Annotated in this window: 24 protein-coding genes; 18 read left to right on the forward strand and 6 right to left on the reverse strand. The window is 49.0% G+C overall.

Going from position 1 to position 22,194, the window contains the following annotated elements:
* The first annotated feature begins 28 nt into the window (after window positions 1-28).
* The 5 genes from ACOQOZ_RS00690 (at window position 29) to ACOQOZ_RS00710 (ending at window position 4,124) form a co-directional block, all read left to right on the forward strand.
* Window positions 29-514: a PaaI family thioesterase gene (locus ACOQOZ_RS00690; protein WP_420590364.1), complete on the forward strand. Its 486-nt coding sequence runs from the start codon at window positions 29-31 to the stop codon at window positions 512-514.
* Window positions 511-996 (forward strand): PaaI family thioesterase, encoded by a 486-nt coding sequence (locus tag ACOQOZ_RS00695; RefSeq protein ID WP_420590365.1) that lies wholly within the window; start codon window positions 511-513, stop codon window positions 994-996. Before ACOQOZ_RS00690 ends, ACOQOZ_RS00695 begins: the two co-directional genes overlap by 4 nt.
* Before the next feature lie 88 nt (window positions 997-1,084).
* Window positions 1,085-2,122 carry an aldo/keto reductase gene (locus ACOQOZ_RS00700; RefSeq protein WP_420590366.1) on the forward strand — a complete coding sequence of 346 codons (1,038 nt, stop codon included), beginning with the start codon at window positions 1,085-1,087 and terminating at the stop codon, window positions 2,120-2,122.
* Between the two features lie 72 nt (window positions 2,123-2,194).
* Complete coding sequence (locus ACOQOZ_RS00705; protein WP_420590367.1) at window positions 2,195-2,704, forward strand: type II secretion system protein; 510 nt, start codon at window positions 2,195-2,197, stop codon at window positions 2,702-2,704.
* An 85-nt stretch (window positions 2,705-2,789) separates the two neighbouring features.
* Entirely contained in the window at window positions 2,790-4,124 is a 1,335-nt protein-coding gene (locus tag ACOQOZ_RS00710) for a deoxyguanosinetriphosphate triphosphohydrolase (RefSeq protein ID WP_420590368.1), read from the forward strand.
* Here ACOQOZ_RS00710 and ACOQOZ_RS00715 read toward each other — a convergent pair.
* Window positions 4,112-5,095, reverse strand: a complete 984-nt coding sequence (locus tag ACOQOZ_RS00715; protein ID WP_420590369.1) for an alpha/beta fold hydrolase — start codon at window positions 5,093-5,095, stop codon at window positions 4,112-4,114. The genes ACOQOZ_RS00710 and ACOQOZ_RS00715 overlap by 13 nt on opposite strands.
* A gap of 108 nt (window positions 5,096-5,203) precedes the next feature.
* On the opposite strand from ACOQOZ_RS00715, the gene lepB reads away from it, so the two are divergent.
* The 7 genes from lepB to ACOQOZ_RS00750 all read left to right on the forward strand — a co-directional run bounded on the left by lepB (window position 5,204) and on the right by ACOQOZ_RS00750 (window position 11,278).
* Window positions 5,204-6,034 carry a signal peptidase I gene (lepB, locus tag ACOQOZ_RS00720; RefSeq protein WP_420590370.1) on the forward strand — a complete coding sequence of 277 codons (831 nt, stop codon included), beginning with the start codon at window positions 5,204-5,206 and terminating at the stop codon, window positions 6,032-6,034.
* A 32-nt stretch (window positions 6,035-6,066) separates the two neighbouring features.
* Window positions 6,067-6,219 carry a hypothetical protein gene (locus ACOQOZ_RS00725; protein WP_420590371.1) on the forward strand — a complete coding sequence of 51 codons (153 nt, stop codon included), beginning with the start codon at window positions 6,067-6,069 and terminating at the stop codon, window positions 6,217-6,219.
* A 107-nt stretch (window positions 6,220-6,326) separates the two neighbouring features.
* Window positions 6,327-6,683 (forward strand): glutaredoxin family protein, encoded by a 357-nt coding sequence (locus ACOQOZ_RS00730; RefSeq protein ID WP_420590372.1) that lies wholly within the window; start codon window positions 6,327-6,329, stop codon window positions 6,681-6,683.
* Between the two features lie 96 nt (window positions 6,684-6,779).
* A complete protein-coding gene (locus ACOQOZ_RS00735; protein WP_420590373.1) occupies window positions 6,780-7,808 on the forward strand; it encodes a YheT family hydrolase in 1,029 nt (342 codons plus the stop codon).
* 134 nt (window positions 7,809-7,942) lie between these two features.
* Window positions 7,943-10,105, forward strand: a complete 2,163-nt coding sequence (locus ACOQOZ_RS00740) for a M6 family metalloprotease domain-containing protein (protein ID WP_420590374.1) — start codon at window positions 7,943-7,945, stop codon at window positions 10,103-10,105.
* 32 nt (window positions 10,106-10,137) lie between these two features.
* Window positions 10,138-10,746 (forward strand): rhombosortase, encoded by a 609-nt coding sequence (gene rrtA, locus ACOQOZ_RS00745; protein ID WP_420590375.1) that lies wholly within the window; start codon window positions 10,138-10,140, stop codon window positions 10,744-10,746.
* Entirely contained in the window at window positions 10,733-11,278 is a 546-nt protein-coding gene (locus ACOQOZ_RS00750) for an NUDIX domain-containing protein (protein ID WP_420590376.1), read from the forward strand. The genes rrtA and ACOQOZ_RS00750 overlap by 14 nt, the downstream gene beginning before the upstream one ends.
* Window positions 11,279-11,294: 16 nt before the next feature.
* Here ACOQOZ_RS00750 and ACOQOZ_RS00755 read toward each other — a convergent pair whose 3' ends face one another.
* Window positions 11,295-12,338, reverse strand: a complete 1,044-nt coding sequence (locus ACOQOZ_RS00755) for an AraC family transcriptional regulator ligand-binding domain-containing protein (RefSeq protein ID WP_420590377.1) — start codon at window positions 12,336-12,338, stop codon at window positions 11,295-11,297.
* 388 nt (window positions 12,339-12,726) lie between these two features.
* Window positions 12,727-13,482 carry an outer membrane beta-barrel protein gene (locus ACOQOZ_RS00760; RefSeq protein WP_420590378.1) on the reverse strand — a complete coding sequence of 252 codons (756 nt, stop codon included), beginning with the start codon at window positions 13,480-13,482 and terminating at the stop codon, window positions 12,727-12,729.
* Between the two features lie 209 nt (window positions 13,483-13,691).
* Between ACOQOZ_RS00760 and ACOQOZ_RS00765 the strand changes: the two genes are divergently transcribed.
* Window positions 13,692-14,096, forward strand: coding sequence for a hypothetical protein (locus ACOQOZ_RS00765; protein ID WP_420590379.1), 405 nt, complete (start codon window positions 13,692-13,694; stop codon window positions 14,094-14,096).
* Window positions 14,097-14,162: 66 nt separating this feature from the next.
* Here ACOQOZ_RS00765 and ACOQOZ_RS00770 read toward each other — a convergent pair whose 3' ends face one another.
* Window positions 14,163-15,035: a MaoC family dehydratase gene (locus ACOQOZ_RS00770; RefSeq protein ID WP_420590380.1), complete on the reverse strand. Its 873-nt coding sequence runs from the start codon at window positions 15,033-15,035 to the stop codon at window positions 14,163-14,165.
* A gap of 99 nt (window positions 15,036-15,134) precedes the next feature.
* Here ACOQOZ_RS00770 and ACOQOZ_RS00775 point away from each other — a divergent pair, with 99 nt between their 5' ends.
* The 5 genes from ACOQOZ_RS00775 to ACOQOZ_RS00795 all read left to right on the forward strand — a co-directional run bounded on the left by ACOQOZ_RS00775 (window position 15,135) and on the right by ACOQOZ_RS00795 (window position 18,852).
* Window positions 15,135-16,232, forward strand: a complete 1,098-nt coding sequence (locus ACOQOZ_RS00775) for an AraC family transcriptional regulator (RefSeq protein WP_420590381.1) — start codon at window positions 15,135-15,137, stop codon at window positions 16,230-16,232.
* 121 nt (window positions 16,233-16,353) lie between these two features.
* Complete coding sequence (locus tag ACOQOZ_RS00780; protein WP_420590382.1) at window positions 16,354-16,638, forward strand: hypothetical protein; 285 nt, start codon at window positions 16,354-16,356, stop codon at window positions 16,636-16,638.
* A gap of 113 nt (window positions 16,639-16,751) precedes the next feature.
* Window positions 16,752-17,804 (forward strand): DUF5610 domain-containing protein, encoded by a 1,053-nt coding sequence (locus ACOQOZ_RS00785; RefSeq protein ID WP_420590383.1) that lies wholly within the window; start codon window positions 16,752-16,754, stop codon window positions 17,802-17,804.
* A gap of 74 nt (window positions 17,805-17,878) precedes the next feature.
* On the forward strand, window positions 17,879-18,130 hold the full coding sequence (locus ACOQOZ_RS00790) for a glutaredoxin family protein (protein WP_420590384.1): 252 nt from the start codon (window positions 17,879-17,881) through the stop codon (window positions 18,128-18,130).
* Between the two features lie 11 nt (window positions 18,131-18,141).
* Window positions 18,142-18,852 carry a hypothetical protein gene (locus ACOQOZ_RS00795; protein ID WP_420590385.1) on the forward strand — a complete coding sequence of 237 codons (711 nt, stop codon included), beginning with the start codon at window positions 18,142-18,144 and terminating at the stop codon, window positions 18,850-18,852.
* A 66-nt stretch (window positions 18,853-18,918) separates the two neighbouring features.
* On the opposite strand, the gene ACOQOZ_RS00800 is transcribed toward ACOQOZ_RS00795, so the two are convergent.
* Both ACOQOZ_RS00800 and topA read right to left on the reverse strand, forming a co-directional pair.
* Window positions 18,919-19,200: a ComEA family DNA-binding protein gene (locus ACOQOZ_RS00800; RefSeq protein ID WP_420590386.1), complete on the reverse strand. Its 282-nt coding sequence runs from the start codon at window positions 19,198-19,200 to the stop codon at window positions 18,919-18,921.
* A gap of 123 nt (window positions 19,201-19,323) precedes the next feature.
* Window positions 19,324-22,008 (reverse strand): type I DNA topoisomerase, encoded by a 2,685-nt coding sequence (gene topA / locus ACOQOZ_RS00805; protein ID WP_420590387.1) that lies wholly within the window; start codon window positions 22,006-22,008, stop codon window positions 19,324-19,326.
* Window positions 22,009-22,194: the final 186 nt, after the last annotated feature.

Below are 22,194 nucleotides of genomic sequence, written 5' to 3' on the forward strand. Positions count from 1 at the left end.
CCGCGCCCTCTGCAGTTAGGTAAGTTTTATGACATCACTTTCCATCGAAACCCGAGCGAAACGCTTCCTTGCGACTTTACGCCATTGTCAGGTATTAGGTCTGACGGTTGATTGTGCCAGTGAAGACAGTGTGACCATGCGTCTGCCTTATGCTCAGCAAATCGTGGGCAACCCGGTTCTGGGCACCGTTCATGGTGGCAGTCTGACAACGCTTATGGATACGGCTTGTGGCACCGCTGTGTTTTCGATATTGCCCGATTTCGAATTATGTCCAACGCTGGATCTGCGCATGGATTATATGAAGGCGGCAACCCCTGGCCTTGATCTGGTGGCGGTGGCGAAAGCAACCCGTATAGCCAGTAGTGTGGTGTTTACCGAATGTGAAGTTTACCAGGAAGAAGAGGGTGAACTGGGAGACCTGATTGCTAAGTGTGCCGCTACCTTTATGAGAATTGGTGCCAATATGACACCACCGGAATTCCGCGCCAAAATTGAATTCGGAGACGACGCATGAGTGATTCACCAATTGTGACTCCGGATCAGACATTGGTCGAGAGTACCGCCAGTTTTGAAGATGTACTGCGCCAGGCACAACAGAGCGGAAATTTTCAGCCGCTGGTCGATAGCATTCCTTACGCCAACCTGATTGGCCTGCAATTTCAGCGGCTGGGCAAAGACGTTTTGTTTCAACTGCCAAAAAACGACGACAACATCGGTAATCCTATTTTACCGGCTATTCACGGCGGGGTTATTGGCGGCTTTATGGAGTTGTCTGCATCGCTGCATCTGATTATGAATATGGATTGTGCAACGCTGCCTAAAATGATCGACTTTTCACTCGATTATTTACGCGCCGGTCGTCACCAGGATACCTATGCTGAGTGTCAGGTCTGGCGTCAGGGTACCCGGGTTGCTAACGTTGCAATCAACGCTTGGCAGACTGAGCGTTCCAGCCCGATTGCAACCGCCCGCGCTCATTTCCTGCTGACAAAATAAGTTGCCGCCCAAATAGGTCGCCGTCTAGAGAGCGGCCTTGCCAATAACTTGATAAACTCCGGCTTCTGTTAGTGACAGGAGCTTTTACGTGGAATACCGCAAATTAGGTCGTACCGGCCTGGATATCAGTTTAATCGGCTTAGGCACCATGACCTGGGGGAAACAAAACACCCAGGCAGAAGGCTTTGAGCAAATGGACTATGCGTTGGAACGAGGTATTAATTTTTTTGATACCGCGGAAATGTACGCAATTCCACCGTCTCCGGAAACTTATGGCACGACTGAAACCATTATTGGCCAATGGTTTAAAGAGCGTGGCCAGCGCGACAAGGTTATTCTTGCCAGTAAAATTACCGGACCTGGGCTGGCATGGATTCGCGACGGTGACATCATTAATCGCGACAACATTATTAAAGCCGTTGAAGACAGCCTGACGCGTTTGCAAACGGATTATATCGATTTATATCAGATGCACTGGCCAAATCGTGGCTCTTACCATTTTGGTAAAACCTGGGGATTTGCTCCGCAATTTGATGCCAATAAAGAGCAGGATAATTTCCTCGAAGTATTAAATACCTATCAGGATTTAATTGAGCAGGGAAAAATCCGCCACGTTGGTTTGTCCAATGAAACGGCCTGGGGAATCCAGCAGTGGTTGCGTTTGGCAGAAGAAAATAATCTGCCCCGTATGGCCAGTATTCAAAACGAATATTCTCTGTTATGCCGTTATTTTGAGCCTGACCTGGCAGAAATTGCATTGGCAGAAGATTGCGGCCTGCTGGCCTGGTCACCATTAACCCGTGGCATTCTCAGTGGCAAATATCTGAATGGCGCCAAGCCTGAAGGTGCACGTTTAACTATTGAGACCCGGCCTGAGCATCGCACCGGTGCCGCCGTTGATGCGGCTGCAGAACAGTATATTAATCTGGCCAAAGAGCATGGTCTTGATCCGTGCCAGATGGCTATTGCTTTTGTTAACAGCAAGCCATTTGTCAGCTCAACCTTAATTGGTGCGACCAGTATGGAGCAGTTGAAAACCAATATTGATGCGATTGATGTTACTTTGTCGCAGGATGTATTGGCAGGCATTGAAGCGATCCGCCGCGAGTATCCCGCTGTATTCTGACCGGTGTCGTTAGCTGGTTCATCGCTTTAACGGCGTCTAGACTGATAGTCTGGGCGTTGTTAAGCAGATGTTATGTCGTTAAAAAAACAAGCAGGCTTTTCCATAGTTGAATTGATCGCTGTGGTTGTGATTATCGGAGTATTGGCGGCTTTGGTCATTCCGAGATTTGCGACCATTGATCGTAATGCGCGCATTGCTACTCTCGAAGGTGTGGCAGCATCAATGCGTTCAAGTATTGCGATAGTACGTTCCGTTGCGTATTCCCAGGGCTTGTCGATTGCAGCTTCCAATCCGGGAAATCAGGCTGCTTATATTGTTGAAACCGAAGCTGGGCGATCAGAAGTCGACTGGCGAAATTTGTGCCCGGAGAGTCGGGCTGAATTGGCTGATTCGCTGGAAATGCGAGATCACATCGGATTACAAACAACACCTGAGCTGAATGTAGTTACCGGTAATCAATATACCCGTGTTGGTTATGATATTCGTGGCAGTGGCCCGGTGACAGCCGATGGTTGTTATGTCACCTACGACTCATTTGGCGATCCCAATTGCAGCGTTAATATCATCACCACAGATTGTTAATGGTTACCCTTCATGACCCAGCAAGCACTTCATCGTAAAGTCATGGTGGTGTGATATGGTCGCGTTATCAAAATAAGGAAGTAATATGGATATGATGAACTGGCAGCAATTATTGTCACCAATACGGTTTGGCGAACCACAAGGAACTCTGGCCGTAGAACTGGGGCGCTCGCCATTTCATAAAGATTATGACCGCATTATTTTCTCTTCCGCATTTCGTCGTCTGGATCGTAAAACCCAGGTTCATCCGTTATCTGAAAATGATCATATCCATAGCCGTCTGACACACAGCCTGGAAGTGGGCTGTGTTGGCCGTTCACTGGGTACCCGGGTAGGTGAAGCGCTGCAGAATGAACTGCCTGATGCAATTACTCCGCAGGACCTCGGCGCCATGGTTCAGGCTGCGTGCCTGGCACACGATATTGGTAACCCTCCTTATGGTCACACAGGCGAAGATGCCATTCGTCATTGGTTTCGTGATCCGCAGAACCAACATTTTCTCGAGGGTTTGAGTGAGCTGGAAAAAGCCGACCTGAAAACGTTTGAAGGCAATGCTCAGGGCTTACGCATTGTCACTCAGGTTGAATATCACCGATTTCAGGGAGGAATGCGGCTGACTTATGGCACCTTGGGGGCTTTTCTGAAATACCCGTGGAGTGTTGATTATGTCAGTCGTGGCGAACGTAAAAAGTTTGGTTGTTACCAGACTGAGATGCCTATTTTGCGCGAAGTGGCCAGTACCCTGGGTTTGATACAAACCAGCGAGGACGCATGGTGTCGTCATCCTCTGGTGTACTTATTAGAAGCTGCTGATGATATTTGTTATGGCCTGATCGATCTCGAAGACGGCATTGAAATGGGGCTGCTGCGTTATCAGGAAGTGGAAGATTTATTGCGACCGTTATTGGCGCAACAGTGGCAGGATTCCAGTCTCGATCTGGAACAGGCTGATAACGATCGCCGGCGCTTACAAATGTTGCGCGGCCAGGTAATGGAGGCCATGGTCAGTGGGGTCAGTAAAGCATTTGTGCAACAACAAACGGCATTGCTGTCGGGCACGTTAAAAGGCGATCTGGTTGATTATTGTGAAGGTCCGGTGGCACAGGTGATTTATGCGGCGAAAGATTTAGCCCGTCAGCGAATTTTTAAAGACGGTCGTAAGCTGGCGGTGGAAATTGGTTCTTATTCAACGCTGGGAATTTTACTGGAAGCTTTTCTTACGGCCGTGCGTCAGCGTATTTGTGAAGGTCAGGCGACGTTTCGCAATGAGCGGGTGCTGGAATTAATGGGTAAGTCAGCGCCACAAAGTGACTGGAGTTTGTATCAGGCCTATATGCGTGCACTGGATTATATTTCCGGTATGACTGACAACTATGCCGCGGACCTGGCACAACAGTTCTCGGGTTATCAGCCGGTTTGAATGCGCCGCTCAGTATGTGATGTTTCAGCGTGGGTAAGCGTATTTTTCTGCTCTTTTCTGATTATTTTACGCTGCCATTTTTTTTCCGATTTGTGCAGGTGTTTAATTAACATGCGGCTTAATTTCGGCACCAGTGCCGGAGGCAGGTCGTGCCCCATTCCCTGAATGATTTTTAGCTTGGCTTTGCGGATGCCCGCAGCGGTATCTTCACCCAAGCGTGCCGGTATCAGAGGATCATCCGAGCCATGGATGACCAGAGTCGGCACTTTAATTTTCTGCAGTAGCTGACTGCGATCTCCGGCGGCAGTAATGGCAACCAGCTGACGTTTAAAACCACCAGGTGTGCCGCTGCGTTCAAAACTGGTTTCAGCGAGTTGTCGTAATTCAACTTCATCCATTGGATAGGCCGGTGAACCAATCAGACGGTTCATACGCATGGTGTAGCGAATTGCAGCTTCGCGGTTAAAAGGAGAGGGGCGTTTCGCCAGCTGCAACAGCACTTTAAGGTTGGGGTCAGGCAGCCCCGGAGCTCTGGCGGCAGACATAATCGACGTCAGACTGCGTACCCGTTTTTTGTGTTTAGCTGCCAGGATCTGAGCAATCATACCACCCATCGAGGCGCCGACGAGGTGAACGTTGTCCAGCTCAAGCTGATCCATCAGAGCCAGCACGTCGCGGCTCATATCGCGTAATGTGTATGGCACCTGAGGTTTTTGCTGCAGTTTTTGTTGTAACCAGGTTTTGATCAGGCTTGGGTTTCCATGTTGATCAAACTGGCTGGAGCGGCCAACGTCGCGGTTATCAAAGCGGATGACAAAGTAGCCTGCCGCGGCAATGGCGGCGCAGAGGGAGTCGGGCCAGATTTTCATTTGTGCTCCGAGGCCCATAATCAGGATGACGGCTGGGTTTTCCGGTTCGCCAAAGCTTTCATAGGCCAGTTTCAGGCCGCTGCTGGTGGTTATCTGAGTCATTATTGTACGTGGCTGATGAAAATCGTAATAAAGAGTTTAGCCGCTCGCGTAAACTTGGTCAGGCGGTTAGAATGCCAGTTTTTATTATCGCCTGTTATAAGAATTATTATGGATATCGATTTTCCCCTGATTCTCATGGTTGCCACTGCGGTAACCGGATTGATCGCTTTGGCAGACAAGTTGTGGTTCGCCAAACAGAGGCTTGCCCGCATTGATGAGCTGCGTCAGCAACAAGCCAGTAGCGAAGAAGTTGAAGAGGCGGCCAAAGAACCGTTTATCATCGAGCAGGGCAAATCTTTCTTCCCGGTTTTAGCCATTGTGTTTGTGCTGCGCTCTTTTATTGCTGAACCCTTCCAGATCCCTTCCGGTTCGATGGAGCCTGGCCTGGTTAAGGGCGATTTTATCCTGGTAAGCAAATTCCATTACGGCCTGAGAATGCCGGTTTTTGGCAACACCCTGGTGCCTGTTGGCGAACCTGAGCGTGGCGATGTGATGGTCTTCTTCCCACCAAACGACCCTCGTTATTTCATCAAACGTGTGATTGGTTTGCCGGGTGACAAGATTGTTTATCGCAATAAACAGCTGACGATTAATGGTAAGGCAGTACCAACGAAAGAATTGGGTGGAGAGCCTCCTTACAACCCAACCAAATATCTGGCGCAGGAGCAAATGGACGCTGCAGACGCAGAGGTGCAATGGGTTGTTGGTGTTGATCGCCGAACTAACCAAAAAGTCGTTTGGGCGGGTCCGGAAGGTGAGTGGACGGTGCCAGAGGGCAGTTACTTTATGATGGGTGACAATCGCGGTAACAGTCACGACAGTCGTGGTTGGGGATTTGTGCCTGAAGAAAACATCGTTGGTAAAGCCGTTGCCGTTTGGATGCACTGGGAAAACTGGAGTGATATCCCGGGCTTCAGCCGTAATAAGTGGATTAACTGATCTATACTGGGTAGCAGACTTGGAGATTAACTATGTTTGCTACCCGCCATGCCTCTGCCAGCCGATCTGCGTCGACAAAGCAGCCAGTGAAACAACCCTGTAAATTCTGTCAGCGCAGTCGCTGGCTGATGACAATCACCATTCTGGTGGTGCTGGCTTCCGTTTCTTTGCTGAATAACCCCTGAGTGCTCGGGGAATAAGAGTAAAATCCCGGTCAATTTGGACTATTCGCTACTGGATATTTATCGCCAACTGCTTACAATGCCGCCTTCCTGTGCACGAGTGGTTTGTGATGAGCCTGACACGACAATTCAAAGGTATTACTGCGGATTTTATTGATCGCATTGTACCGGTGAAACCGATAGAACGATCTGTCACTGAACAAAACCACCTTAATCGTGCCTCACGGCGCATGCATCTCTATTTCTGCCGTACCTGCCCATCATCGATTGAAATAAAACGTCATTGTCAGAAGCTAGGCCTCAAAGTCGTCGAAAAAGACGTATTACGGGTAAATGCCTATCGTAATGAATTGCTCCACGGCGGTGGTGCTCCCCGGGTTCCTTGTTTACGGGTTGCCGATGGGCAGGATGAAAATTGGCTGTATAGCCGCGATAAAATTCTTGAGTACCTGAATCAACGCTTCTGATGGCCTGAGTGCCTCCGCTTATTGCACTTTCCGCTGCTGAATTTTTAACTCTGATGGTTACAATGCCTGCTCAGATTTACTGTTAGCAGAGCTGTTATGCCAATTATCCAATCCCGTTATCGTGCACCGCGTGGCTTTGCCAACGGTTATGTTCAGAGCATCTATCCAACTTTGTTTCGTAATCTTGGTATGCCTGACTTAGAAGCAGAGCGCATTGAACTGGATGACGGTGATTTTTTGGATCTCGATTGGGCAAAACTATCGCCAAGTGACACATCTATGCGACCTCTGGTTATTGCTTCCCATGGTCTGGAAGGCCATTCCCGGCGCCCTTATATTCTCGGCACGCTACGCCAGGCCAATCGTCATGGTTATGATGCGCTGGCGTGGAATTTTCGTAATTGCAGCCCGGAACCAAATCGCTTACCACGGATGTACCACAGTAGCGCGACAGAAGATCTGCACCGGGTTGTGCAACATGCGATCGGCAAAGGGTATCAGCAGATATTTCTGGTGGGTTACTCAATGGGCGGTAACCTCAGTCTGATTTACGCCGGGCGCGAGCAGCCACTGGCTCAGCAGGTTAAAGGCGTTTGTGCGTTTTCTGTGCCTTGTGATTTGCGTGGCAGTGCCGATCAGCTGGCTAAGCCGGCCAACCGCATATTTATGTGGCGCTTCCTGTGCGATTTACGAGTAAAAATGGAGCAAAAGGCGGAGCAATTCCCGGAACTGGTGTCGGTAGAGAACTATCGGGCAATTCGTACGTTTCGCCAGTTTGATGACCGTTACACCGCGCCGTTACACGGTTTTGATGATGCGCTGGATTACTGGTCAAAATCGAGTTGCCTTGGGTATTTACAAGACATCAATGTGCCGGCATTGCTGGTCAATGCCAGGAATGATCCGTTTTTGTCAGCCTCCTGTTATCCAAATGACATTGCTCGCGACCATCCTCATTTGTATCTCGAAATTCCGGAATCCGGTGGACACGTTGGTTTTATTCAGAAAAACCGCGATCAGACCTATTGGATGGAAGAAAGGGCGATGCAGTTTATTGATTCGCTGGTGGGCAGCGGCGCAGTGAAAGGGGAGAACTGCGAGGCTTTGGTAACCAGCCAGGGCTGAGTTTGGTAAAAAATTGGCAGAATTTTTAATAGGTACTGTCAATTAAATGTTTCTCTGTAGGGGTTTGTTAAAACGCCCTTTCAATGAACATGGGTTGACTATGGTTAAGTTAAGAAATTGCTTGATTCATAGTCATGTTCAGATTGATCTCCTACATTGTTATTTTCTTCCTGGCCGAGGCTGCTTCAGCCAATGTCTTGCCATTGCAGCAACCTTTTACGCTGACGTTATCCGACGGTTCACAAATCCAGGTAACACCCGCCGGTAACCGCGATAATCATTGGCTGGAAACTGCTGATGGTAAAAAAATCCTGCAACGTGGTGATGTTTGGTTTATTGCTGACGTCAACAATCATGGTGTGGTTACGGCAACTGACCAGCCGCTGGTCGATGGACTCGACGTTAGCCATATCATCGAGATGACTGAGTTTCATCAGCACGAGGTTGGGGAATTTACCGTTCATAGCCGTGAAGCTTTGTCGGTTGTCACTGCGCAAAACCAACAAACCGAAACAAGGACACCTTATCGCTATCCCGGTGGCTGGCAATATTTTCGCCAGAATCTGCTGGTGATACGGGTTGCCTTTGCCGATCAGGGATTCCGTTATTCCGATGCTGAGGTCGCACGCAGCTTATTTGGCGAAAGCGACAGTGTGAATCATTACTTCCTCGAAAATTCTTACGGTAACTTCGACGTTCAGCCCGTCAATGAGAACGTGGGGACTGCCAACGACGGTATTGTTTCAATTACATTGCCGGGCAAACACCCTGACTTTGGCAGTGCTTACGGCAGTGCCAGCCAGAACCTGGCCCGGGAAGCATTAGAACGCTTGCCCGAAACTTTAAACCTGGCGGCATACGATAAAAACGGCGATAACTGGCTGGACCCTAACGAGCTTGGTGTGGTGTTTCTGGTGTCAGGTTATGAGCAGGCATTTGCCGGAGCGGGAACTACTCGTCCACGTATCTGGGCACACAAAAGCAGCTTGTATCGTGGTCAATATCAGGGCCTGAATATTGGCGAATACGCGATGTTTGGTGAGCGTCATCAAACCCGGCAGGCCACCATCGGAATCATTTGTCACGAGCTGGGTCATCTGTTGTTCGACCTGCCCGACCTGTACGATCGATACGGTAAAAGCATGGGAATTGGCCGCTGGGGGCTGATGGGGCTTGGGGGCTGGAATTCTGCATCGGGTACTGCTGGCAACAGCCCTGCGCATATGCTGGGCTGGAGTAAAGAGCAGGCAGGCTTTATCTCATTAGGCCAGGTAAAAGAGGGCATGAACAACATCACCATGCGTGCCGTTACTGATGGCCCGGATGTGCTGGAAGTAAATCTCGACGGCTACCGCCATGGGCAGCGTATTCTGTTGGAGCACCGTCGCCAGCATAACTACGACCTCGGTTTGCCAGGTGAGGGCGTATTAGTGACCCGAATTGATGATTGGGTTGGCTATGGTCCATTAGGTAATCAAAATGATGATGTTAGTCGCCAGCTGGTGAATGTTGAGGAAGCGGACGGTGGTTCGGACCTCGACCAGAATCGTAATCGTGGTGATGCCAATGACGTGTTTCGCTCGGCTTCCGGTCAGACATTGTTTTCGGCAGTCAGCCCGAGCCCTGCTGCTAATGAATTACCTAATGTTGTTGAGTTACTGGAGATGGAAACCGGCGTTGTTGCTGATGTGAGTCTGAACGTCAGCAATCCGGTATTTGGCGATAACCTTGGGTACGACGATGTTGGCCCTAATGCCGCCTGGGGGAAATATGACGGTGTTGCACAGGTGCTGATCGAATTGTCTTTGAATGATAACGTCGTCTGGATGGATGGTATCGATTGGTTTGCACTGGGTGAAGGCCGGGTTGATGTCGAAATATTCCCTCATGATCCACAACTTTCAGGTTATCAGGGCGCGTTATGGAAGGAAGCGGGTTTTCCGGTGGTATCCGGTTGGAACCGTCTGATGTTTAAACAACGACTGCAAAATCAGAATTACAGCCAGGTGTTTGTATTATTGACCAGTCGTGCGGAAGCCAATCACCAACCGTTGGCGATCGACCTTCAGGGGCGGTTAAGTGAAAAGACCTGGGTACGTGAGGGGACAAGCGATAACTTCGGGGCGGCGGAATTTGATGTTGCGGCACGTTTGCTGGTGATGAATCGTGACATTCCGGCAGCACCTTTCCTGAATCGTGGTGACGTATCACGCTCTGAAGGTGAAAGTTCCTCCGGTGCGGGCATGTTGTCGTTGCTGTTACTCTTCGTCTTGGTTCCACGCCGTCGCCGGGTATAATAGCGGCTCTTTTTTCGGACAGGACGTCTCCTGTGTTGGCTTCTACCATTCAGCCATTCTGGCAAAGCTATGCGCTTTATCTGATTGTTATTCTGCTTATGTTGGGCTTAGGCCTCGGGCAACCCTATTCCTCACACTGGCTACAGTTTGATCGTATGCAAATTGATGCCGGGCAGTGGTGGCGTGTTTTCTCTGCTAACTGGGTGCACCTATCAACCAATCATCTGCTTGGAAATGCTCTGGGTATGATGCTGTTTGCTTATGTTGCAGGCCGTTATCTGAATAATCGTGTTGGTGTTTTATTGCTTTTCTGGTGCTGTCTCTGGGTTGGCACAGGCCTCTATTTTTATGCCGATTATCTGCAGCGGTACGTTGGTATGTCGGGAGCCCTTCATGGTTTGTTATTGGTTGCCCCTTTTATTTCTAATCATTACAGCCAGCGCATGGCATGGTTGTTTGCGATTGTCATTATCGCTAAAACAATCTGGGAGCAGTTACCCTGGTACGATGACATGGCCATGCAGGGTTACATTGGTGGGCGTGTTGAAACGAACTCACACCTGCTCGGAACCATATCGGGCATTTTATTTTTGATGATTTACGCAGGCGTAAAAAGACGGAGAAAACATGAGCACGGATAACCCCTGGCGGTTGATAAGTAAGGAAACGGTTTATCAAAACCCTTGGATAGAGGTTGAGCACCATGATGTATTAAATCCGGCGGGTAACCCGGGTATTTATGGCACCGTCAGTTTTAAAAACCGGGCGATTGGTATTGTTCCTATTGCAGAAAATGGTGATACCTGGCTTGTCGGTCAATATCGTTATCCATTGCAGCAATACCACTGGGAAATTCCGATGGGCGGCGCTCCTTATGGTGAACCGGGTAAAGACTGCGCAATTCGTGAGTTAAAAGAAGAAACTGGATTAATCGCAAACGAGGTTGCTGCCTTATTCAAACTGCATCTGAGCAATTCGATTACCAATGAAGAGGCGGAAGTTTTTGTTGCCCGTGATTTGTCTCAGGGAGAAACCGAGTTTGAAGAAACAGAAGTGATCAGTATTCGGCGGTTAGCTTTTGATGATGCACTGAAAATGGCATTAAACGGTGAGATCACGGATGCGATCAGTGTTGCTGCATTAATGCGCATCAGGCTCGAGGGTATTGCCTGATACGCGCTGTTAAGCGTCAGCCTGCTACCGCCACCAGTGGCGTTGAGCGCTGGCTTTGGCGATATTGTGCCGGGCTCTGATTGATTTCTTTGATAAAAATGCGATCCAGAGTGCGGCGGCCTGAAAGCCCGATATGCAGAGCAATTTGCTCGATGCTGTCGTCACTGGTAACGAGTAAACGTTTTGCAGTTTCGATGCGCACGTCCGTGACAATTTGTTTGAGCGACGTTTCTTCTTTGTGCAAATGACGGTTCAGGGTGCGCGCGCTGATATGAAAGTAGTCGGCCACTTCTTGCTGGTTGGCATTCAGACGAACTTTATTTTGTGTTAGTGCTTTGCGAATTCTTTCGGCAAGAGATCCTGAACGGGCGAGTTTGCGGTATTGTTCTTCAACCTCGCGTTTCATCATTTTCAGGATGTGTGGATTGGTGTTATGTAAGCCTTCATCCAGCCACTTGCTATGGAACTGGATATTACATTCTTCGCAATTAAATTCAGTTTCAGTTTTCCAGGCGCGCTGGTATTGGCTGCTGTATTGAGTTGCCGGAAATGGCAGTTGTACGGAGGTAATTTGGAGTTCGGGTCCACATAGCTGACGCAGCCAGCTTAGCAGTGTGCTGATCACCATTTCACTGCGGCGTCTTTCTGCTGCCACAATAAAGTTTTCGTTAACCGGCAGTTTGACTTTAATAATGTTGTCGCGGGTACGGGTGACCTGGACTTCAAGTTGATCGCCCAACAATGGCGAGAATTTTTCCAGATAATACAAAGCTTCGCGCAATGTGTTGCAGCATAAAAATAAATGCTGCAACTGACAGCTGCTGTGTGCATTAAATTTGTGAGCAGGCTGAACACACAAGGACTCGTCGTGCGTACTACTGATGAGTTCGTTCACCAGCTGATCGGCATCGTTGGCACTAACTCGGCTGTCCGGGTCTTTTAGTTGCTTCAGGATTCGTTGCACGGCATCAGGTTGTGACTGAATTTCATTGAAGAAAGCAGAACCTGCAGATTCCAGAAGTGGTCTAATTAGCGCGGTCGAAAGATAGCCTTGTTCCATTATTGAGTGCCCACTCGATTATTTCTTATTGTTAGACTCTACCCTTTAGCAATCGTTATGCCATTGGTCAAATTGCTAAAATGGCAGGTTTTATCGTAAACCCATGTGACAAAATTTGTTCACTGTTACTTTCCGTAACATGGGTGTGACACGCTTCTACCCGCAGCTGTGATGCAGGTCTCATTCACTGGGAAACGACAGTTCAGAGTATCTGGCTTTTGTAAGTTATCTGTCAATTAGCTTGAGGCTGTAGGTCGCAGAAACGGATAAACGGCACAGTAGAGGCGATGGCTGCGAATGATTTTGAGCTTGTTGGAAAAACGGGGGGAAAGAAGTAGAGGAGCACAACAATCTTTGGTCAGATTGCTGTGCTGATCGGTTTGATGCATCAAAACTCGTATTGAGCACCGAGCGTAATCATCTGAAAACGAACTCGATTGAAGTGTTGGCTGTCGAGAGCCGTGGTCTCTAGCTCAGCACGTAATGCCAGGTTTTTGATTGGTTGCCACAAGAAACCGCCACCGGAGATCTGATCGACGGCCGATGCCTTTTTATTCGAACTCACAACACGACGTTGAACCGGCCCTTTATTCTGGGTTGCAATCAGTTCAATTTCTTCCAGGTCCGCCTGCCAAATATTGGCACCGGTTTTTACGAAAAAACGCAAAGAATCTGAAAGGTCAAAGCTATAACGGAATGCAATCAGAAAGCTGCGGGGGTGAGCGGCCGATAAGCCGGAAAAGGTGGCTTTGGATGGCTCATCGCCACTGGCGTTGCTTCGCGATACGTTGCCATGGCGGCTGTTACGGAAGCTGGGTGGTTGGGTATCGCTGACATCATCATAGGTCGGAGTAGGGTCGTTGTAGCGGGCCTCTCCCATATCCAGCAGACCAAACTCCAGTGCAAAGTTGTCGAGAATGTTCGGGCCAAAGTGGATTTTGTAGGCGGTGCCAAATTTATCCATGTCCTGGGAGTCTGTGATACCAGCCTGCATGCTGACAAATCCACCTTCAGCATGTGCGGAGATCGACATGATCGCAGCCAGAAGAGAAAAAATTGCGGAAGCAGGGCTTAACGAAAAGCGCATAGTTAGGTGAGTCCGTTTTTGTTGTTTTTTGTTCGTCAGAACGGTTCTGCCCCACATAATACCAGCGCCGCGATGAAGTTAAAGTGGGGTTGTTGAGATGAGTGTAAATGTTGTGCCAAGCGGAGTACACGCTTAAGCCCTGCGAGCTTTGTCGTCATTAACCGCTGAGGTGTTTGATTCAGTGCATCGCTGCATACTTTGTCACTGTTCTTTAATGAAAATTCTGATATTGTTTCTAAAACTTTATTCTTATAACTGAAAGAAATATGACAGTTCGCGGTGTTGACCTTCCTCCCAAGCCTGATGTGTGGCTGGGTGAAGACAAAATTGTATACGCAGATCTGCGCGGTATTCGCCATTTGAGCCTGGAATTGGTGCAGTTTGTTTATCGTGAGCGTCGCCGTCTTGCCAGTAAAGAAAAGCTGCCACTGCTATTGTTGGCGAAAGATTTACTGACGATCGATTTTGAAGTGCAGTTGTTTGCCTCCCGGCCTGATACGCAATTTCTGACAACCGCACTGGCGATTGTTGGGCAATCTTTTATGCTCAAACACTTCGTTTCAGTTTTTGTCAGTTATCATGCTCCGGATTATCCGGTCGCGTTGTTTAAAAATCAGAGCGACGCTTGTGAGTGGCTGTCCGGAAGACAGCAGAGTTCGGAAGTTATTTAGTTTGAATGGATTGAAGGTCGGCGGAAAGGAGGAATCTACCGCGACGCAGCAGATTCCTGTTAATGATCAGATTGCTTTAATCGAACCTTTCATATGCACTTTTTCACCTTTGACATCGCGCAGGTCAAATTCCACTGCACCGTTTTCCTGGGTGTAATCCAGTTCAACCGTTGTTGGTAAATGAACTGGCAGCTTAAACTCAGTGACGATTGTGCAGGCTTCAACTCCCAGCTTTTTCTGCAATGCAGCAGCCGTGCGAGCCTTGCTCCACATGCCGTGGGCAATATGGCTTTTGAAACCAAACAGTTTGGCTGACATGGCGTACAGGTGAATCGGGTTGGAGTCACCGGAAACTCGCGCATAGCGGCGACCCAGGTCACTCGCCAGTGTCCAGCGCTCAGCCATTGCATAGCTTGGTAATGCCGGACGCGCTTTATTTTCCTTAGCCTTTTTCACACCGCCACCGATACGTGCCAGATTGGTGCTCACCGATTCCCAAACCAGTTCACCAGCCACTGAAATTTCTGCCTTGATGTCGAACTCGAGACCTTTATCAGTGCGCTCGCTGCCAGAAATAAAGCAACGAACATCCAGCTTTTCATCAACGTTAATGCTGCGAAATTGGGTAATGGTGTTGCGGATATGAACCAGGCCCATTAATGCCAGTGGGAACGACTTGTGCAGCATCAGTTCCATATGTAATGGGAAAGCCAGGATATGAGGATAAGTCAGTGGCAGAACAGAACTGTTTTTATTAAAACCGCAAACATCAGCATAAGCCGCTACTTTGCTTTTATCGGCTTTAACACCAGTCTGGATCGCCTCCAGCTCTGGCAGCTGAGGATCTTTTTGTTTGCTGCCTTTGGCCATCAGAGCGCGGGCATATTGGCTCAGAGTGCCAGGAGTTTCGCTGAATTGCAGACGTGTCGCTTGAGTCATGTTGAAAACCTTGAACGGGGAGAACGCATTACAAAAGCGCGAGTGTAGAGGGCGCTATGAATCCTCCCATTGGCAAGTTATGGCAGGCTTGCCGTCAGATTGGCCAATAAGGACTTGCAGCAAGCGTTATATCTGGCAAAATTCACCCACACTCATGAGGAAATTCAAGCACTTATGTCCGGCGGAATGGCAGAACTGCGCGACTCAGGCATTATGATTCAACTGGCGTACCAAGCTATGGTTAAGATGGGCCTGGACGTCGAAGCTGTGTGCGCGCGCCTGGGAATTACACCGGAATTGCTCGAAGACCGGCATTTACGCACGCCTCATGATGCACAGGTTGTATTCTGGAATGTTCTCGAAGAAATCAGTGGTGACAGCAATATTGGCCTTCACCTCGGCGAGAAAATGCCCTTGTTTAAAGGTCAGGTGCTGCAGTACCTGTTTCTTTCCAGCCCGACCTTTGGTGAAGGGCTAAACCGGGTCTTAAATTACCAGCGACTGTTAAGTGATGCATCACAAGCCAGTGTTGGTATGGACAACGGCCAGGCTTACATTTGTGTTGATAGCAGCAGTCAGAAAGTCTCAGCATTGCGGCACTTGTCCGAGTGTATGGCGCTCGGTCTGATTCAGTTTTTTCAATACGTGACCGATGGCGCGTTTAAGCCTTCGTGTATTCATTTTTCCCATGCCGCTCCTGAAAACAGCAGTGAGCATGAGAGAATTTATCAATGTCCTGTGCAATTCTCAGAATCTGAAGTTCGTATTTACTTTGACGTTAAAATCCTGGATTTGCCCTCGTCTCATGCGGAGCCTGAGTTGCTGCAGCTGCATGAAAAGCTGGCCAGCGAACACGTCGCGAAACTAGAGCGTCAGGATGTTGTTTCCAAGGTATATAAAGTTTTTGGTGAAGTGTTAGAAACAGGCCAGGTTAATCTGGATGATGTGGCAGCACGACTGGATATCAAGCCAAGAACGTTGCGGACTCGTTTGACGGAAGCCGGAACCAACTTTAATCAGTTGTTGGCCGACTACCGCTGTAATCTGGCCAAGCGACTGCTGTCAGGCACCGACGAAAGCATTGATGAGATTGTCTACCTGACCGGGTTTTCCGAGCCCAGCACTTTCTACCGCGCATTCAAGCGCTGGACAAATCAGACACCTGTCGAGTATCGAAACCAGCGTAAACAAGCCTGATTTTTATCATTCATGAATTAGAGTCATAGCACTGTTCATTTTTTGCACTGGATTTCTGATCAATCACGGGCCATCTTTATTGTTCGACTGACTCTCAGTTCATTAAACAATGAGGTGGCGTATGGCTACAGAAAAACATTCCCTGATCAAACCTCTCGTCGATCACCTGCTGAATAATGGTGACATTAACAGCTGGCGCGTCGCTCTGGCAGAGCAGGGGGTTATGTCTCTGGAAGAGACGATGGGCCTGGATGAAACGGCTTGCCGTGCGGCATTTAAAGCCATGAAAATGATGCAGCTGCTGTCGTCATCGGTTGAAGAGGTCGTGATGGAGCTGGAACAGCACCGGATTACCTGGAATATCGAATTCTCTGAGGATTTCCAGCAAGGCGCTATTTGCTACTAGTCAGATTCTCGATGGGCGGGCTCGACGAATTGTAAAGTTTTCCTTTTTCCCTTCATTGTCAGCCTGTCCGGCCGATAACCTTCAATACAGATCTGTTTGTTTGGTGGCCTCTCATGTCGATTACCGTTAACCCAAGCCAATTCGGCTTTCTACAACCACAAAGCAGGCCGGATGGTGCAATATCTGGCCAACCCCCTGCAACCAATAAAGCAGCTACGGAACCGGTTGCCCAGGAATTGTTAAAAACCGATCGGCAATCCCCTCAGCGTACTGCAGATAACATGCTCGATTTTATTGGTCGGGGTGTTGAAAGTTTGCGTGCTTCTGGTGCCAGTGAGCAGCGTGTCGCCGACAGAATTGCTGCTGCACGCGAAGGCGTTGCGCGTGGTTATGCTGAGGCTGAAGAGATTCTTGAAGCACGGGGGTTAATGACAGACGAACTCCGACAGGAAATCGCGGCTGGGCGTGAGTTGGTCGAGGAAGGAATCAATCAACTTGAGCGTGGCGAGCAAAATACGACTGGTGCGGGTCAGCTGAATGCTGTTGCTTCTTCTTCCGCACTCAAAGTCGCTAATTCGTTGACCTTAGATGTTGTGACGCGTGATGGCGATACCGTTACCGTATCTTTTTCTCAGGCAGAGCAACGCAGCTCACAGTCTGGCCCTGGTTATTTCCAGGGGAGTTCAAGCAGCAGTTCGGCCTGGCAATTTGAGGTGGAAGGTAATCTCGATGAAGCTGAACGGGAAGCTCTTGGTAACCTGTTTAACTCCGTTCAGGATCTCAGTGAACGCTTCTTTTCGGGAGATCTGGGCGGTGCATTGGAGCAGGCTATGTCGTTGGGATTCGACGGTAACGAACTGGCATCGCTGAGTCTGAACCTTACCCAGCAAACGGTTGCTACCAGCACTAAGGCCTACTCTCAGGTTCAGCCGCAACTGCCGACGGAACAGCTTGAAACGCTGAAGGCGCCACTTGCCTCTTATATTGACGCCTACACTCGCGCAATTGAACAAGCGGATGCTCTGGCAAAACCTGAAAAGACTCTTCAGGATCTGGTGAACAGTCTGTTGCCAGAAGAAGAGCGTTTACCTATTTGGAATCAGTTCCACCAGGGTCTCGAAGCTGCAGGCAAGTTATCCGGACTGCTTTCAGGTAATGAAAGTTAATTTCCTTTCTGTATTCTGTTCAGTGTCTCTGGTTATCAACGCTATAATAAAAGTGTTGATAACGGAGGACTTTCATGGCGTATGTGTTGTATGGCACTGAAGCCTGCCATCTGTGTGAATTAGCACAGCAGGTTATTGTTGAGGTAGCTGCTCATATCCCGATTGAGGTTTATGTTGAGGATATCGCAGAATCTGAACAGCTGGTTGCCAGCCTTGGTACTCGCATCCCCGTTCTCAAGGACGAACAATCCGGCCGTGAACTAGATTGGCCTTTTAATCACGATGAATTGTTTGTCTGGTTAAATCACAAGGAAACACTATCTTAAGGGGAATTCCCATGCGTTCTGTTATTTCAATGTTGCTGCTCAGCCTCGGGCTGGTCGGCTGTTCTTCCAACCCGCTTTCTCCAACAGGCGAGGCTGTTTATTACGCGTTGCAGACTGATACCAGTCTGCGCAGCTGGGTTGATGCTTGTTACGATGTCAGCAGTGAAACCAAGCAGCAGGCTTTGCGCACTCAGAGAAACTGGTGGAAGCGTAACGGAGCATTTGTTGAAAGTGCGGATTTTGGTTTGGCGTATGACATTATTAAAGTCACTGACGACCGTGCTGAAACCGGCGCAAGAATGGCTATGGCGTTAACCTGGCAAGTGGTCGAAACAGCTGAGCAGGAAGTTAATGAATTAATGACCGGCGCTTCGGATAAAGAAGATTTATGTTTGCGAATACTCGAACGCTATAACGAAGGTGAAATGGATCTTCGTGGCAACGAAGAGTTATATCAGGGCTTAGTGAAACTTCAGCGTCGGTCACAGAGTCAGGGCAAAGATCTGGCGATGAAGCGCGCGTCAGTCGAGAAAAGAACCAAAACGGTTTATGGACGTTCATTCTATGTTGTAGAAAAACTGGCGAAGCGACATGGTTGTCCGGGGGCTCAGGTTCAGCTGCTGAAAAATGACTGGCCACATGAGGTGTATGATGGCCGCTGCCCGGATGGCAGTTATATTCTTGCTCGTTGTGAGTGGGGGAACTGCCTGATTACTGAGTGATCGGCATTTCGAGTCATCAGGCCATAAATACTAGCGTATTTATGGCCTTTTTATTTCTCCAGGGCGCTACTCGGTTGTGGTGATTAACATGCCATCATTCTTTTTTAAGGTGCTTTGCCCAATACCTTTAACCAACACCAGCTCTTCGATCGAGCTGAATGGGCCTTTTTCCTGACGATATTGCACAATCGCTTTGGCTTTATTGGGGCCAATTCCTTTCAGTTCAGTCAGTTGCTCCGCGGTTGCGGTATTGATGTTTACCGGTGTTGCCAGCTCGTTGGCCATTGCGAGGAAAGCGGCGCCAGAAAGGCATAAAGTGAACAGTGCTTTTTGTATCCATTTCATCATTATTTTCCTTATTCCATTAGTGGAACTCAGAAAATAACAATCTTCGTGAATAAAAAAATCCGGGAAAAGCATCAATTAACTGAAGCCTTTCTCGGATTATTTTATGAGCCAGTCAGTCCCTGATCAGGACTTTGTGCTTTTCTTTGTCGCTGCTTTTTTTGCGGCAGGTTTTTTGGCTGCTTTTTTCTTTTCTGTTACAACCCAGGCGTTTTCAACAAAGTGTGCGGCCCAACCGCTGGCTTTGCCTTTTTCATCCTCTGTCATAACGTATTGCTCTTTTGTCTTACGGCTGTAACGAATAATGGCCTGGTTGCCATCATTGTCTGCACGCGGCGCATCGAGCAGGTAGTGGTACTTTTCAGGTAACTCTGCTTGATGTGGAATCAATTCCGCGACCAGTGGTGCACGAGTTTCACGATTTTTCGGGAACTGACTGGCAGCCAGGAACAGTCCTGCTGCGCCATCACGCAATACATAAGTATCTTCAACCTTCTGGCAAGCCAGCTCCGGCATCGCAATCGGGTCCATTTTTGGCGGAGCGGCTTCACCGTTTTTCAGCAGTTTCCGGGTGTTTTTACACTCGTCATTGGTGCAGCCAAAATATTTACCGAAACGGCCGGATTTCAACTGCATTTCACTGCCGCAACGATCGCACTCAAGAGTTGGCCCGTCGTAGCCTTTAATCTTAAACTGGCCCTGTTCAACCTCGAAGCCCGAGCAATCCGGGTTATTACCACAGATATGGACTTTGCGGCTTTCATCCAGTAAGTAGCTATCCATGGCTGCGTCGCATATCTTACAGCGGCGTTTGTCCATTAAACGGCGGCTTTCAGCTTCTTCGTCTTCGTCCGCAGTGATGGCTTCATCACCTGGGATTAAGTTCAGAGTCTGAGTACAGCGCTCTTTGGGTGGCAAGCTATAGCCTGAACAGCCCAGGAATACCCCGGTGGTACCCGTGCGGATTTGCATATTACGGGCACATTTCGGGCATTCGATATCGGTGTCGACCGGAGCGTTAAGACGCATGCCGTCTTCGCTTTCAGCCGTGTCCAATTGTCCGTGGAAGTCACTGTAGAAATTGTCGAGAACCTGAGTCCAGTTGATATCACCTTCCGCAATATCATCCAGCTTTTCTTCCATACTGGCGGTAAAGCCAAAGTCCATCAGTTCATCGAAACTTTCAACCAGGCGACTGGTAACAATATCGCCCATTTTTTCAGCATAAAAACGACGCCCCTGTAGACTCACATAACCACGATCCTGGATCGTTGAAATAATCGAAGCATAGGTCGAAGGGCGGCCAATCCCCCGTTTTTCCAGCTCTTTAACCAGTGCAGCTTCAGAAAAACGCGGTGCTGGTTTAGTGAAGTGCTGCTTGGGTAGCAATTCCTGCAGATTCAGCTTTTCACCTTGTTCAACGTCAGGTAACAACAGGTCGTCATCACCTTTGCTGACAGGCGGCAATACTTTCAGATGGCCGTCAAAGCGAATAACCCGGCCACGGGTTTTTAAGTCGTAATCAGCAGCCGCAACTGTAATGGTGGTGCTGGTGAACTTGGCATCGTTTGTCTGACAAGCAACAAAACGGCGCCAGATCAGGTCGTAAAGACGCTCAGCATCCGGCTCCATGCTTTTCAGATCAGCAGCACGCAGTTTTACATCAGAAGGACGAATCGCTTCGTGTGCCTCCTGCGCGCCTTCTTTGCTGCTGTACAGGCGTGGCTTTTCAGGCAGGTAGGCATCACCCAGTTTATCGCTGATATAGCCTCGTACGCTGTCTACCGCGTCCTGACTCAGGTTGGTGGAGTCGGTACGCATGTAGGTAATGTAGCCTGCTTCATAGAGGCGCTGTGCCAGCATCATGGTCTTTTTAACGCTGAAACTCAGACGTGTGCTGGCTGCCTGCTGCAGGGTAGAGGTAATAAAGGGAGCAGCTGGTTTCGAGCTGGTTGGTTTGTCTTCACGGCTTTTGACCAGGAAGTCACTGGCACGCAAAGTATCGAGTGCCGACATCGTGTCGGCTTCATTGCCAGGGCGGAACTCTTCGCCTTTGTATTTGACGACCTGAGTGCGCAGTTCAGTACCATCTGCAGTCGTCAGTTGGGCAAATGCTTCCCAGTATTCTTCCGGAATAAAAGCGCGGATTTCGCGCTCCCGCTCAACAATTAAGCGCACGGCAACGGACTGTACGCGGCCTGCGGACAAGCCCCGGGCAACCTTGCTCCACAGCAGAGGAGACACCATAAAGCCAACAACCCGGTCGAGGAAGCGACGGGCTTGCTGAGCATTCACGCGATTCATATTCAGTTCGGATGGCTGTTCAAATGCGGCCTGAATCGCTTTCTTGGTAATCTCGTTGAATACCACGCGACGGTAGTCTTTGTCTTTCTCGCCAATGATTTCCCGCAGGTGCCAGGCAATGGCTTCCCCTTCGCGGTCCAAATCGGTTGCGAGATAGATATGGTCGGCATCTTTGGCCAGGCGTTTTAACTCATCGACAACTTTTTCCTTGCCGGGTAACACCTGATAATTCGCTTTCCAGCCGTCTTCCGGGTTTACCCCCATACGACTTATCAGCTGTTCTTTTGCCTTGCGTTTTTTATGCGCCACTTTTTCTTCTGGCGACATTTTACGGGTCAGCGCAGCCTGGCGAGCGCGCTCTTTCGGATCAGACTTTTTACCTGAGCCAGACGTAGGAAGGTCGCGAACGTGTCCCACACTGGACTTCACAACGTAGTCTTTACCCAGATATTTATTAATGGTTTTGGCCTTGGCAGGCGACTCCACAATTACCAGCGATTTGCCCATAATCCTTTGTTTTACCCTTATAGTTGAACCAGCCAGTCGCTAAGAGGCGACACTTTAATGGCAATACCGGGGGGGTGGTCAAGCCTCATTTAAACAAAACTTGCCCGGCGTATTGGTCAATTGTTGCTAAACTCAGTTGTATTCATCTTTTTCAGGAATAGCACAGAATTGGGGGGGAATGACAAT

It is taken from the genome of Bacterioplanoides sp., from assembly GCF_965219715.1.
In the GTDB taxonomy this organism is placed as follows: domain Bacteria; phylum Pseudomonadota; class Gammaproteobacteria; order Pseudomonadales; family Oceanobacteraceae; genus Bacterioplanoides.

Bases quoted from the DNA above. Each gene is read 5' to 3' on its own strand.
- ACOQOZ_RS00690 (WP_420590364.1), top strand. From the start codon at position 29: ATGACATCACTTTCCATCGAAACCCGAGCGAAACGCTTCCTTGCGACT.
- ACOQOZ_RS00695 (WP_420590365.1), top strand. From the start codon at position 511: ATGAGTGATTCACCAATTGTGACTCCGGATCAGACATTGGTCGAGAGT.
- ACOQOZ_RS00705 (WP_420590367.1), top strand. From the start codon at position 2,195: ATGTCGTTAAAAAAACAAGCAGGCTTTTCCATAGTTGAATTGATCGCT.
- ACOQOZ_RS00710 (WP_420590368.1), top strand. From the start codon at position 2,790: ATGGATATGATGAACTGGCAGCAATTATTGTCACCAATACGGTTTGGC.
- ACOQOZ_RS00715 (WP_420590369.1), bottom strand. From the start codon at position 5,095: ATGACTCAGATAACCACCAGCAGCGGCCTGAAACTGGCCTATGAAAGC.
- lepB (WP_420590370.1), top strand. From the start codon at position 5,204: ATGGATATCGATTTTCCCCTGATTCTCATGGTTGCCACTGCGGTAACC.
- ACOQOZ_RS00725 (WP_420590371.1), top strand. From the start codon at position 6,067: ATGTTTGCTACCCGCCATGCCTCTGCCAGCCGATCTGCGTCGACAAAG.
- ACOQOZ_RS00730 (WP_420590372.1), top strand. From the start codon at position 6,327: ATGAGCCTGACACGACAATTCAAAGGTATTACTGCGGATTTTATTGAT.
- ACOQOZ_RS00735 (WP_420590373.1), top strand. From the start codon at position 6,780: ATGCCAATTATCCAATCCCGTTATCGTGCACCGCGTGGCTTTGCCAAC.
- ACOQOZ_RS00740 (WP_420590374.1), top strand. From the start codon at position 7,943: ATGTTCAGATTGATCTCCTACATTGTTATTTTCTTCCTGGCCGAGGCT.
- ACOQOZ_RS00750 (WP_420590376.1), top strand. From the start codon at position 10,733: ATGAGCACGGATAACCCCTGGCGGTTGATAAGTAAGGAAACGGTTTAT.
- ACOQOZ_RS00755 (WP_420590377.1), bottom strand. From the start codon at position 12,338: ATGGAACAAGGCTATCTTTCGACCGCGCTAATTAGACCACTTCTGGAA.
- ACOQOZ_RS00760 (WP_420590378.1), bottom strand. From the start codon at position 13,482: ATGTGGGGCAGAACCGTTCTGACGAACAAAAAACAACAAAAACGGACT.
- ACOQOZ_RS00765 (WP_420590379.1), top strand. From the start codon at position 13,692: ATGACAGTTCGCGGTGTTGACCTTCCTCCCAAGCCTGATGTGTGGCTG.
- ACOQOZ_RS00770 (WP_420590380.1), bottom strand. From the start codon at position 15,035: ATGACTCAAGCGACACGTCTGCAATTCAGCGAAACTCCTGGCACTCTG.
- ACOQOZ_RS00780 (WP_420590382.1), top strand. From the start codon at position 16,354: ATGGCTACAGAAAAACATTCCCTGATCAAACCTCTCGTCGATCACCTG.
- ACOQOZ_RS00785 (WP_420590383.1), top strand. From the start codon at position 16,752: ATGTCGATTACCGTTAACCCAAGCCAATTCGGCTTTCTACAACCACAA.
- ACOQOZ_RS00790 (WP_420590384.1), top strand. From the start codon at position 17,879: ATGGCGTATGTGTTGTATGGCACTGAAGCCTGCCATCTGTGTGAATTA.
- ACOQOZ_RS00795 (WP_420590385.1), top strand. From the start codon at position 18,142: ATGCGTTCTGTTATTTCAATGTTGCTGCTCAGCCTCGGGCTGGTCGGC.
- ACOQOZ_RS00800 (WP_420590386.1), bottom strand. From the start codon at position 19,200: ATGATGAAATGGATACAAAAAGCACTGTTCACTTTATGCCTTTCTGGC.
- topA (WP_420590387.1), bottom strand. From the start codon at position 22,008: ATGGGCAAATCGCTGGTAATTGTGGAGTCGCCTGCCAAGGCCAAAACC.